The sequence below is a fragment of the Methanolobus bombayensis genome (assembly GCF_017873415.1).
GTDB classification, from domain to species: Archaea; Halobacteriota; Methanosarcinia; order Methanosarcinales; family Methanosarcinaceae; genus Methanolobus; species Methanolobus bombayensis.
In genome coordinates, this window is sequence record NZ_JAGGKD010000012.1 from 26,805 (window position 1) to 39,506 (window position 12,702).

General features: G+C 43.4%; 13 protein-coding genes and 1 tRNA gene. 13 read left to right on the plus strand and 1 reads right to left on the minus strand.

The genetic code is table 11. The features are described 5' to 3' along the window. The first annotated feature begins 4 nt into the window (after positions 1-4). From J2746_RS11805 to J2746_RS11850, 10 genes are all read left to right on the plus strand, one after another. The gene (locus J2746_RS11805) at positions 5-193 is read left to right on the plus strand and encodes a DNA-directed RNA polymerase subunit N (RefSeq protein WP_209621153.1); all 189 of its coding nucleotides are present in this window, start codon (positions 5-7) and stop codon (positions 191-193) included. Position 194: 1 nt separating this feature from the next. Then, a tRNA-Pro gene (locus tag J2746_RS11810) sits at positions 195-293 on the plus strand. Positions 294-493: 200 nt separating this feature from the next. Then, positions 494-670, plus strand: a complete 177-nt coding sequence (locus tag J2746_RS11815; protein WP_209621156.1) for a DNA-directed RNA polymerase subunit K — start codon at positions 494-496, stop codon at positions 668-670. 17 nt (positions 671-687) lie between these two features. Next, positions 688-1,356: a 30S ribosomal protein S2 gene (rpsB, locus tag J2746_RS11820; protein WP_209621159.1), complete on the plus strand. Its 669-nt coding sequence runs from the start codon at positions 688-690 to the stop codon at positions 1,354-1,356. A 71-nt stretch (positions 1,357-1,427) separates the two neighbouring features. Then, positions 1,428-2,225: an MEMO1 family protein gene (locus J2746_RS11825; RefSeq protein ID WP_209621162.1), complete on the plus strand. Its 798-nt coding sequence runs from the start codon at positions 1,428-1,430 to the stop codon at positions 2,223-2,225. A gap of 60 nt (positions 2,226-2,285) precedes the next feature. Next, positions 2,286-3,203 carry a mevalonate kinase gene (locus J2746_RS11830; protein ID WP_209621166.1) on the plus strand — a complete coding sequence of 306 codons (918 nt, stop codon included), beginning with the start codon at positions 2,286-2,288 and terminating at the stop codon, positions 3,201-3,203. Beyond that, positions 3,196-3,975 carry an isopentenyl phosphate kinase gene (locus J2746_RS11835; RefSeq protein ID WP_209621169.1) on the plus strand — a complete coding sequence of 260 codons (780 nt, stop codon included), beginning with the start codon at positions 3,196-3,198 and terminating at the stop codon, positions 3,973-3,975. The genes J2746_RS11830 and J2746_RS11835 overlap by 8 nt, the downstream gene beginning before the upstream one ends. Positions 3,976-3,988: 13 nt before the next feature. Then, the gene (fni, locus tag J2746_RS11840; RefSeq protein ID WP_245250134.1) at positions 3,989-5,092 is read left to right on the plus strand and encodes a type 2 isopentenyl-diphosphate Delta-isomerase; all 1,104 of its coding nucleotides are present in this window, start codon (positions 3,989-3,991) and stop codon (positions 5,090-5,092) included. 64 nt (positions 5,093-5,156) lie between these two features. Next, on the plus strand, positions 5,157-6,503 hold the full coding sequence (locus J2746_RS11845) for an RNase J family beta-CASP ribonuclease (protein WP_209621172.1): 1,347 nt from the start codon (positions 5,157-5,159) through the stop codon (positions 6,501-6,503). 20 nt (positions 6,504-6,523) lie between these two features. Then, on the plus strand, positions 6,524-7,489 hold the full coding sequence (locus J2746_RS11850) for a polyprenyl synthetase family protein (RefSeq protein WP_209621176.1): 966 nt from the start codon (positions 6,524-6,526) through the stop codon (positions 7,487-7,489). Positions 7,490-7,644: 155 nt separating this feature from the next. Here the strand turns inward: J2746_RS11850 and ppdK are convergent, their stop codons facing one another. Beyond that, positions 7,645-10,305, minus strand: coding sequence for a pyruvate, phosphate dikinase (gene ppdK, locus J2746_RS11855; RefSeq protein ID WP_209621179.1), 2,661 nt, complete (start codon positions 10,303-10,305; stop codon positions 7,645-7,647). A gap of 262 nt (positions 10,306-10,567) precedes the next feature. Between ppdK and J2746_RS11860 the strand changes: the two genes are divergently transcribed. From J2746_RS11860 to J2746_RS11870, 3 genes are all read left to right on the plus strand, one after another. Further along, the gene (locus J2746_RS11860; protein WP_209621182.1) at positions 10,568-10,828 is read left to right on the plus strand and encodes an H/ACA ribonucleoprotein complex subunit GAR1; all 261 of its coding nucleotides are present in this window, start codon (positions 10,568-10,570) and stop codon (positions 10,826-10,828) included. 104 nt (positions 10,829-10,932) lie between these two features. Then, positions 10,933-11,946, plus strand: a complete 1,014-nt coding sequence (locus tag J2746_RS11865; RefSeq protein WP_209621185.1) for a transcription initiation factor IIB — start codon at positions 10,933-10,935, stop codon at positions 11,944-11,946. Positions 11,947-12,090: 144 nt separating this feature from the next. After that, on the plus strand, positions 12,091-12,702 hold the full coding sequence (locus tag J2746_RS11870) for a LysE family transporter (RefSeq protein ID WP_209621188.1): 612 nt from the start codon (positions 12,091-12,093) through the stop codon (positions 12,700-12,702).

The following is a 12,702-nucleotide window of genomic DNA, read 5'->3' on the forward strand; positions in this document are numbered from 1 at the left end:
AAGGATGTTACCAGTTCGATGTTTCAGCTGTGGAAAAGTTGTCTCAAATGTTTGGGAAGAATATAAACAGCGTGTTGCTGAGGGTGAAGAACCGGCTGCTGTACTGGATGACTTAGGAGTCGTCCGTTATTGCTGCAGAAGGATGATACTCTCACATGTCGAGCTAGTAGATACGCTTGCTCCATACCAGTGAAGGGGCCGTAGGGTAGCCTGGACCATCCTTCGGCGTTCGGGACATATGTATCTGCTATGCGAAACACGCCGTAACCTGAGTTCAAATCTCAGCGGTCCCATACCCATTTAAGGCACACTGATATGGATTGAAAGTAATATGACCACATTCGGAGGGATTCCGAATAAATTTATATTTATCAGGGTTATCATTGACCGCATTAATGGCTATTCATACAGGAACACTTTTTGGAAGCAATAGGGGTAGCTATCGATAAATAGGCTGTTGATATTTCTATGTATATTTTGATCAGGTGATCTATTGACTACAGAACACTACACCAGGTATGAAAAGGCGAGAATCGTTGGTGCGAGAGCGCTTCAAATCTCAATGGGAGCACCAGTGCTCATAGATGATCCGAGCATGAACTCATTATTCCTTGCCAAGAGAGAATTTGAATTGGAAGTAATTCCAATTACTGTTAAAAGAGATATTTGATAATTTCAGGTGATTTTATGGATTCAATTGAAGAAACTACAACTAACGAAGTTAATACTACTGAAGTAGATGCTGAAGTAACAACCGAGGCAGGAGAAGAACAAAAAACAACTTCTCTTGTACCTATAGACGAATACCTTGCAGCAGGTGTACACATTGGTACCCAGCAGAAGACCGAGAACATGATGAAATTCGTATATCGTGTCAGAACAGATGGTCTCTATGTGCTGGACATCCAGGCAACAGACGAGAGGATCAAGCTTGCAGCAGCATTCCTTGCAAACTACGACCCACAGAGAATACTTGTGGTTTCCGCAAGACAGTACGGCCAGTTCCCTGCAAAAATGTTCGCAAAGGCAATTGGTGCAAAATCAATGGTAGGAAGATTCATCCCGGGTATTCTCACAAACCCGAAGATAGAGAGCTTCTACGAACCGGATGTTGTCATAGTAACCGACCCAACGGGTGACGCACAGGTTATCAAGGAATCTGTGAACATAGGAACTCCGGTAGTTGCACTTTGTGACACAAACAACATGACATCAAATGTTGACCTTGTAATCCCAACCAACAATAAAGGTAGAAAGGCACTTTCACTTGTCTACTGGCTGCTTGCAAGAGAGATCGCAAAGGCAAACGATTCAATGTTCACATACGAACTTGAAGACTTTGAAGCAGGAGTATAAACATAGATACAATTGAAGCATACTACATATATCAAAAAGCCTTATAGAATAATTATAGGGTGATCAGTAGTATGAGACAGACAACCGTTGCCGGTCAGTTCTACCCGCAAAATCTTAAAAGTCTTAAAAAGGAACTTGGCAGATGCTTTAAGGATGTGGCGATCTCGGAAAAGCCCATCCTTGGTGCTGTTGTACCACATGCAGGATATATTTATTCCGGACATGTTGCAGCGCAGGCATATGCTCAGCTGCCCAGAGCTGATACCTACATCCTGTTTGGACCTAACCACACAGGATATGGCTCTCCTGTTGCACTTTCCCAGGATACCTGGACAACTCCGCTCGGTGTTGTAGAAACAGACAGAGAAATAGGAAAGCAGCTTGCAGGAACCATTATAGACTTTGATGAGCTTGCACACCATTATGAGCATTCCATAGAAGTTCAGATCCCATTTTTACAGCATCGTTTCGGCAGTGATTTTAAAATACTTCCAATATGTATGGGACTTCAGGATGAAGAAACTGCAATGGAAGTAGGTAAAGAAGTTGCCCTTGCAGCTAAAACTACTGGAAAGAAAGTGGTTTTTATTGCATCCAGTGATTTCACCCATTATCAGCCTGATTCAGTTGCTCGGGAGCAGGACAGCTATCTGATAGAAGCCATACTGGAAATGGACATTCCAGAGTTTTACAGGCGCAGAGAGGAAAGAAGTATTTCTGCATGTGGATTTGGGCCAATAGCGGCCACGCTCGCAGCTACAAAGGAATTTGGAGCAAGTAATGTATCATTGATAAAATATGCAACCAGTGGTGATGTAAGCGGTGATATTTCAGGAGTGGTAGGATACGCGGCAATTATCATAGAATGAATGTCAGTAAGGCCAATATTCAAAAATAGACCATAATATCACACAAGGATCAAGAAAGCTATGATCACTTGCTCCGCGCCCGGAAAAGTTTACCTCTTTGGTGAACACGCAGTTGTATATGGAGAGAGCGCTATCTGCTGTGCAGTGGAACTTCGCACAAAGGTAAGTGTTGAGAAATCCGATGATATGATCATCGAGTCTGTTCTGGGACGTACCGGACTGGATCACGAGATTCATCCTTACGTATCCCATGCCATTGAAAAAATGAGTCAGCTGGCAGACATTCAGGGAATAAGAATCGTTATAGAATCAGAACTTCCTGTTGGTTCGGGACTTGGCTCATCAGCGGCAGTTACCGTAGCAATCATACAGGCATTGAATCATCTTTATAAATGCGGACTTTCTCTGGAAGACATAGCAAAGACAGGACATGAGATCGAAAGAATGGTTCAGGGCAATGCAAGTCCTACGGATACATACGTCAGCACTATGGGTGGTGTCGTAATGATCCCGCAGAGGAAGAAACTTGACCTTATTAATTGCCCCATTGTAGTTGGTAATACACACAAATTCTCTTCTACAAAAGAACTTGTAAGCAATGTTTCAAAACTACGCAGCGATTTCCCATCTATAATCGAGCCAATACTTTCCAATATCGGACGAATGTCAATTGTTGCCGAGGAACTTGTTGCAAAAGGCGATTATGAGACCATTGGACAACTGATGAATGTGAACCAGGGACTTCTGGATGCCATTGGCGTGGGAAGCTCAGAGCTATCAACCCTCGTATATGCAGCTCGCAACAGCGGTGCCATAAGTGCAAAGATCACAGGTGCTGGCGGAGGAGGCTGTATGGTCGCACTGGCCAGGGAAAACAATGCAGAGGGCATTGCAAAAGCAATAGAGAATGCTGGCGGAGAAGCCATCATTACCAAGAATACAGAAGAAGGCGTGCGATTGGAGTCATTCCATGGATAACAGTAATATTACCATTCTGAAGATCGGCGGCAGTGTCATTACGGATAAAAGTGCTGATGACGGCGCTGCAAGAACAGATCAGATAGAACGTATTGCCAGAGAGATTGCAGGTTTTGAAGGAAAACTTATTATCGTACATGGTGCCGGATCATTCGGACATCCACAGGTAAAGCGTTTTGGCCTTACAGGAAAATTCGACCATGAAGGTTCAATAATAACTCACATGTCAGTAAGAAAGCTCAACACAATAGTTGTTGAAGCCTTAAACTCTGTCGGAGTGAATGCACTGCCTGTTCACCCAATGGCTTGCGCAGTATCAAGTAACAGCCGCATAAAGAGTATGTTCCTTGAACAAATTGAAGAAATGCTTGAAAGCGGATTCGTACCTGTTCTTCATGGTGACATGGTGATGGACACGGAACTTGGAACTTCCGTTCTCTCAGGGGATCAGATAGTTCCTTATCTTGCAATACAGATGAAAGCCTCAAGAATAGGAATAGGAAGCGCAGAAGAGGGAGTGCTTGATGATAAAAAGGAAGTAATACCTCTCATCAGCAATGGAAATTTCGAGGAAATAAAGGCTTATCTTGGCGGTTCCACAAACACCGATGTGACAGGTGGAATGCTGGGAAAAGTACTTGAGCTTTTAGAACTTAGTGAGCAATCAAACAGTACTTCTTATATATTTAATGCAGGCAATACAGGCAATATTTGTGATTTCCTGAATGGTAAGAATATAGGTACCGCAATTTCAGGTACCAGGACAATTTAGTAAAGGTATCAACATGAGCACTTCCAGAAGAAAGATCGAGCATCTAGAACTATGCGCTGCAAGTCCGGTAGAATCAAGGAAAACAGGACCGGGGTTTGATGATGTGATGCTTGTTCACAGGGCATTGCCTGAAATGAACATGGATGAGATAGATACTTCAGTCTGTTTTCTGGAAAAAGAAATGAATGCACCGTTCATGATAGCTTCTATTACAGGAGGACACCCGGAGACAACTGCGGTCAATGCAGCACTTGCCGAAGCAGTTGAAGAGCTCGGACTTGGAATAGGTGTAGGCAGTCAGCGTGCTGCCATTGAAGATCCATCCCAGGAAGAATCATTCAGTATTGTCAGGGATAAAGCACCCAATGCATTTGTTTACGGAAACATCGGTGCTGCCCAGATAATGGAATACGGCGTTGAAGGCGTGGAAAAGATAATAGATATGATAGAGGCGGATGCCATTGCAGTTCATCTGAATTTCCTTCAGGAAGCCATACAGCCCGAAGGTGACAGGGATGCAACAGGAGCCCTTGATGTGATAAAAGAGATTTGTTCACTTTCAGTACCGGTCATAATCAAAGAGACGGGTGCAGGAATATCACATGAAGATGCATTCATACTGAAGGATGCAGGAGTCTCCGCTATTGATGTTGGTGGTGTTGGTGGCACAAGCTGGTCAGGCGTGGAAGTTTACCGTGCCAGGGAACGAAATGATACAGAATCAGAAATGCTTGGTGAATTATTCTGGGACTTTGGAATACCCACTGCACCCAGTATTGTTGAATGCAGTGTGTCCCTGCCTGTAATTGCCACTGGCGGATTAAGAACCGGACTTGACATGGCAAAATCCATTGCACTTGGTGCATCAGTTGCAAGTGCAGCCCTTCCTTTTGTTGAACCGGCATTGAAAGGAAAGGAAGACGTAGTGAAAAGTATTGAACATATGCTAAAGGAGTTAAAGGTAGCAATGTTCCTATGCGGTTGCAGGAATATGAAAGACCTGCATCTTGCACCAGCCATAATAAGTGGCTGGACACGTGAATATCTGGAACTTCGGGGTTTTAATGTAAAAGACTTCGCCCTTCGTTCAAAGAACAAAGATTTCCAGACAGTTTAACATTCATCTATTAAAGGGAAGTTTTTAAAAATAAAACTGTTTTAATAATTGGAGATTAATATATATGACAGAAATAGGAATTATTGCAGTCGGCGGCTATAACGAAATGGGCCGTAACATGACTGCCATCAGAATCGACGATGATATCATCATCGTTGATATGGGTCTTCGTCTGGACAGAGTCCAGATACACGAAGACGTTGAAACAGATAAAATGCATTCTCTCGAACTTATCGAAATGGGAGCAATACCAGATGATACCATCATGAAAGAGGTTAACGGGAATGTACGTGCAATAGTCTGCACACATGGCCATCTTGACCACATTGGTGCTATTTCAAAACTGGCACACAGATATACTGCCCCTATTATCGGAACTCCATACACAACAACTCTTATAAAGCACCAGATAGACTCAGAGAGAAAATTCGGAGTTAAAAACAATATTGTATCCCTGAATGCAGGCAATTCACTGGAGATCACAAAAGATATTTCCATTGAATTCGTGAACACCCAGCACAGTATAATAGACACTATTTTCCTTGTGATCCACACTGTAAGCGGATCCATTGTCTATGCATGTGACTTCAAACTTGACAGGACTCCAACTCTTGGAGAAGCTCCTGACTTTGATAGACTCAAGAAGCTTGGCGAGGAAGGGGTCATTGCACTTATCACAGAGAGTACAAACGCAGGACGTAATGGAAAAGCACCATCTGAAATGATAGCACATTCGATGTTAAGAGACGTACTGATCGAGACTGAAGAATCTGATGTCGGGATGGTTGTAACAACCTTCGCATCACATGTTGCCCGTGTGAATTCCATTGTTAAATTTGCTGAGGAAATGGGCAGGATTCCTGTACTCATGGGACGTTCTATGGAAAGATATATCGCAACTGCTCACCAGATGGGATACATTGAGCTTCCTGAAACCGTGGAAATATACGGGAACCGCAGAGAGATAGACAAAGCCCTGGCAAAGATCATGGAAAAGGGTAAGGAAAAGTATCTGCCTGTTGTCACAGGTCACCAGGGTGAACCGGGTGCTGTGCTTGGAAGGATCGCAACAGGTGAAACTCCTTTCAAGATAGACAAAGGAGACCGCATAATATTCTCTGCAAATATTATTCCAAATCCGATGACACAGGCAAACCGCTATGCACTTGAGACAAAATTGAAGATGCGCGGAGCCAGGATTTATGATAATGTACATGTTTCAGGACACGCATATCGCGAGGATCACTGGGAACTTCTCAGAATGCTCAATCCGGAACACGTGATACCTGCTCATGGAACCATACAAATGCACAGTGAGTACATCCAGATGGCTGAAGATGCCGGATATGTACTTGGTGACACTCTTCACCTTCTGAGGAACGGAGAAGAGCTCTACATAGATGAAGAGTAAAATATTAACCAGGGATGTTTATGGATCTTATCGAAGAGATAAAAAAACGTTCATCACATGTCGATAAAGGAATAGGTGAATACCTCCCCATCGACAAGCCACATGAACTGTACAAGGCAGCCAGATACCTTCCTGATGCCGGCGGCAAGAGACTGCGTCCGACAACAGTGATTCTTGCAGCGGAAGCTGTTGGTTCGGATCTCGAAACAGTTCTTCCGGCAGCAGTGGCTGTGGAACTGGTTCATAATTTCACACTTGTCCATGACGATATTATGGACAGGGACGATATTCGCCGCGGTATGCCTGCAGTCCATGTGAAATGGGGCGAGGCAGGAGCTATCCTTGCAGGAGATACCCTTTATTCAAAGGCTTTTGAAATACTGACACATGCACCAGGAAAGCCTGAAAGTAATCTGAAGTGCATTGATATCCTTTCCAAAACCTGCAGAGATATTTGTGAAGGACAGTGGATGGATGTTGAATTTGAGGGACGCGATGATGTCACTAAAGAAGAATATCTTGAAATGATCGAGAAGAAGACCGGTGTACTTTATGCAGCATCTATGCAGATCGGTGCTATTCTCGGAGGTGCATCAGATGAAGTATCAGATGCATTCTATGAATTCGGAAGACTCATAGGCATTGCATTCCAGATATATGATGACGTTATTGATATGACAACACCCGAAGAAGTGCTTGGTAAAGTCAGGGGAAGTGACCTTATGGAAGGTAAGAAGACCCTTATTGCAATACATGCACTTAACAACGGTGTTGAGCTCAAGATCTTCGGAAAAGGTGAAGCTACAGCCGAAGAGATTAATGAAGCAGTAAACCAGCTTGAGGAAGCAGGTTCTATCGATTACGTAAGAGATCTTGCACTTGGATACATCGCAACAGGCAAAGAACTTCTTAATGTTGTAGAGGATTCCGAAGCCAAGACCATCCTTATGGCAATTGCAGATTATATGATCACAAGATCATACTGATCTGCCAATTCTTCTTTTATAAATTTCAAATTCCCAGCTAGTGATAACAATGCATTCATATTGAATTCAGTGCAAAGCTAAAGCTCTAATCTAAAATGGAAAACAATTATTCAAAATTTGATTTGATTAAAAATGAAATAAAAAGAGAATTGAGATCAGGAGTTGTCCTGCTTCTCAATTACTGCCTGTGCTGCTGCAAGTCTTGCAATTGGCACACGGAAAGGTGAACAGCTTACATAGTTCAGCCCGATATTATAACCGAACTTAACAGAGCTTGGTTCTCCTCCATGCTCACCACAGATTCCTATTTTAATATCAGGTCTGGTTGAACGTCCTTTTTCAATTCCTATCCTTACAAGTTCTCCTACGCCATTACGGTCAAGAACAGCGAACGGATCATTTGCCAGTATGGAATTGTCAATGTAGAACGGAAGGAACTTTCCTGCATCATCCCTGCTGAAACCAAATGTTGTCTGAGTCAGATCGTTGGTTCCGAATGAGAAGAATTCTGCTTCCTGTGCAATCTCATCTGCTGTGAGTGCTGCCCTTGGAAGCTCTATCATAGTACCTACAAGATAATCCAGTTTACAACCTTTTTCTGCCATTACGGATTCTGCAACATCAACAAGGTCTTTCTTTGTGGAACTGAGCTCATTTACATGTGACACAAGCGGAATCATAATTTCAGGAACTATGTCCATTCCACCTGCTTTAAGCTCGCATGCAGCCTCAATGATAGCCTTGACCTGCATTGCATATATTTCAGGATAGGTAATACCAAGACGACATCCACGGTGTCCGAGCATCGGGTTTGTTTCTGCCATGGAGTCCACACGTTCCAGTATCTTGTGGATACGCTCAACTTCTGCTGCATCCCCACCTTCAGATTCAAGAGATGCAAGTTTTTCTGCGATCTCTTCATGTTTCGGAAGGAACTCATGAAGTGGTGGGTCAAGAAGACGGATAGTGACCGGATAGCCTTCCATAGCCTTGAATATGCCAATAAAATCCTTTTTCTGCATCGGAAGAAGTTTATCAAGAGCTTCTTTTCTGCTTTCCGTATCTTCTGCAAGGATCATTTCCCTAACTACAGGAATACGGTCCTCTCCGAAGAACATGTGCTCTGTTCTGCAAAGACCAATACCCTCAGCACCAAAGTCTCTTGCAACCTGAGCATCGTGAGGTGTGTCTGCGTTTGTCCTTACACCCATCTCCCTGAGATCATCAGCCCATGAGAGAAGTGTGTCAAGCTCACCGCTTACACCTGGTGTTATGAGGTCAACTTCGCCAACAATGAGATTACCAGTACTTCCATCAATGGAAACATAATCTCCTTCTTTCACCGTGGTTTCAGAAACTGAAAAAGTACAGGCGTTCATATCAATATTGACTGCACCACATCCGGCAACACATGGTTTACCCATTCCTCTTGCAACTACTGCTGCATGTGAGGTCATTCCTCCTCTTACAGTCAGGATTCCCTGAGCTGCATCCATTCCACCAATGTCCTCCGGTGAGGTCTCGGTACGTACAAGAATTACCTTTTCATTGGCTTTTGCCATCTCTTCGGCATGCTCTGCGGTGAAAACAACTTTACCCACAGCAGCGCCGGGAGATGCTGGAAGGCCAGTAGCAAGAACTTCATATTCGGCCTGAGAATCAATAGTAGGATGTAAAAGACGATCGATCTGTTCGGGAGAAACTCTTGTGATTGCTGTTCGTTTATCAATGAGACTTTCATTGACCATATCAACAGCAATTTTTAACGCCGCCGCAGCAGTGCGTTTACCAGTACGCGTCTGCAGCATGAAGAGTTTACCTTCCTCTATGGTAAATTCAATGTCCTGCATATCCTTGAAATGGTCTTCCAGCTTCTTGTAGATCTCCTCAAGTTGTGCATATGCGTCTGGCAGGTTATCCTCAAGAGTGGATATAGGTTCAGGTGTTCTAATACCTGCAACAACATCCTCCCCCTGTGCGTTTATGAGATACTCACCGAAGAACCGTTTTTCTCCTGTTGCAGGATCTCGGGTAAATGCCACGCCGGTACCTGATGTCTCGCCCATGTTACCATATACCATGGATTGTACATTAACAGCCGTACCCCATTCTCCAGGTATCTTGTTAAGACGCCTGTAGGTGATTGCTCGCTGGTTGTTCCATGAATTGAAAACAGCATCTATTGCCATCTGAAGCTGTTTACGGGGATCCTGAGGGAAATCATTACCTGTTTCTTTCCTGATAATCTCCTTGAAATCTTCCGCAAGTTCTTTGAGGGCACCTGCATCCAGCTCGGTATCCAGTGTTACACCAAGTTTCTTTTTCCTGGCGCTGAGAGCAGATTCGAATTTCTCATGCTCAATAGCAAGTACCACATCACCGAACATGGTTAGGAATCTGCGGTAGCTGTCATATGCAAACCTGTCATTGCCTGTCTTTCTGGACAGACCTATAACCGTATCATCATTAAGACCAAGATTCAGAACAGTGTCCATCATTCCTGGCATGGATACTCTTGCACCGGACCGGACAGAAATAAGTAAAGGATTCTCAGTTTCTCCGAACTTCTTGCCAGTTACCTTTTCGAGCTTTATTATCGCGTTGTTTATTTGGTCAATAACCTCTTCAGGGTAAGCCCCCTTTTCAAGATAAAGTAAACAAACTTCTGTTGTTATAGTAAATCCTGGAGGGACAGGGATTCCCAGATTGGCCATCTCTGCCAGGTTAGCCCCTTTGCCACCCAGCAGATCTTTCATACTATTTTTACCTTCAGTTTCTTCGTTCCCGAAAAAATATACGAATTTGTTATCTGCCACCGAATTTCCTCCATGCATAAGAATATGATGGACATTCATTACTATTATTAAGTCGTGCCACAATTGTTCTTTTATAACTTTAAGGTTGTGGTCTGCGACTGTATGACACGGAGGGCATATGCGGCATGATATCGACATAATCTTGAAGATTATAGATATGTTTTTGTACTGAAAAGAACTAATATTAAAACGCTTACGATACTTTTATATACAATAAGAGTGACATATAGTACAAAAACCTAAATATAATGAACGAAGACATATGAAAAGATTAGGTCAAATCCTGCATATTTCAAAGCAGAATGAAGTCGTCGTTAGAGGCGATAAAAAACAGTTTTCCGGGTCTATGAGGGACTTACCCCGAATAAACTCTTTTGTTCTTGACAAATCCATCAAGCCCGTCGGAAAGCTTTCCGGCATATTTGGTCCTGTTGATCAGCCTTATTTTACTCTTAAGCCTGACAGGAGAGTCATAGCTTCCGGATTGGAACGACTTGTGAATGAACGAGTTTACGTTCAATGAAAGGTTGCAGTTATATGATATATTACTTATGCTGTGAGCTGTGAATGATTGAGGATAAACATATCAAATATATTTTCATGAGAGATTCTTTATAGGTGATTTGAATGGTCGAAGTAGAAAGGGTACGATATTCCGATACTTCCGAAAGGGAGAAGATACGTGCAATGATCAAGGCACGTAAAGAGAGAGATAAGAGCGCTGAAGTCGAAAAAGCAAAAGTCCAGTGTCCAGAATGTGGAAGCCGCAATCTTGCGCAGGACTACGAGAGAGCTGAACTCGTATGTTCTGACTGTGGACTTGTGGTTGATGCAGAATTCGTAGATGAAGGTCCTGAATGGCGTGCTTTTGACCATGACCAGAGGATGAAACGTTCCCGTGTGGGTGCACCAATGACCTACACAATACACGACAAGGGTCTGTCCACTATGATCGACTGGAGAAACCGTGACTCATACGGTAAATCCATTTCATCAAAGAACAGGGCACAACTTTACAGGTTGAGAAAATGGCAACGTAGGATAAGAGTAAGTAACGCTACGGAAAGGAACCTTGCCTTCGCTCTGTCCGAACTTGACCGTATGGCATCAGCTCTTGGTCTGCCAAGAACTGTACGTGAAACCGCCGCTGTTGTTTACAGAAAGGCAGTTGACAAGAACCTCATACGTGGAAGAAGTATTGAAGGTGTTGCTGCAGCAGCCCTGTACGCAGCATGCCGCCAGTGCAGTGTTCCAAGAACACTTGACGAGATAGGAGAAGTATCAAGGGTAAGCAGGAAAGAGATCGGTAGAACATACCGTTTCATCTCAAGGGAACTTTCACTGAAACTCATGCCAACCTCACCAATTGACTATGTACCAAGGTTCTGCTCAGGACTTAACCTCAAAGGAGAAGTACAGTCAAGAGGTGTTGAAATCCTCAGACAGGCTTCCGAGAAGGAACTTACCAGTGGCCGTGGTCCAACAGGTGTAGCAGCAGCAGCAATTTACATTGCTTCAATACTTTGTGGTGAGCGCCGTACACAGCGTGAGGTCGCCGATGTTGCAGGTGTAACAGAAGTTACCATCCGTAACAGGTACAAGGAACTTGCAGAAGAGCTTGACATTGAGATCATTCTCTAAGCACAAGAACATATAATTAAAATAAACAAAGGAAGTTCATATCAACACTTCCTTTGTTACAAATTCTTTTTTTCTTATAAAAGTAATTATCATTGGATTTTCCAAATCTATTTTAACGTTCAATTTGATTTAGCAGTGGAAACTATGTTCGAATTGCTGGAGATGCTGGGAATTGGATTCATTCTGGGACTGACAGGTGCACTTGTACCAGGACCGATGCTTTTTGTGACAATAGACACATCTCTGAAAAGAGGATGGAAAGCAGGACCAGAGGTCTTTGTCGGTCATGCAATTCTTGAATTTCTGGTTTGCCTCCTGATAATCTACGGTATTACATCAGTAAGTGATAGCACGGTCATGGCAATATCCATATTAGGCGGAGCCACCCTTGTGATATTTGGCCTTATGACAATGAGAGGTGCAAAAGGCGCAGCAGACTCTATGCATGAGCACAACAAAAGCACCTCTAAGCCTGTACTTGCAGGAATTGTCACCTCAGCCTCAAACCCCTATTTTTGGATATGGTGGCTGGCAGCAGGTAGTGCCCTTGTGCTCAGGGGTATGGAGATCGGCCTGATAGCAGCAGTGATGTTCATGGCCGGACACTGGCTTGCAGACCTGGGATATTTCACTGTTGTTTCCACATCTTTCAGCAAGGGAAAAAAACTCATGTCACCAAAGGTTTATGAAAGAGTGCTACTTTCTTGTGGATTATTTCTGGTTCTATTCGGGTCATGGTTCATTTTAGGTGCATGA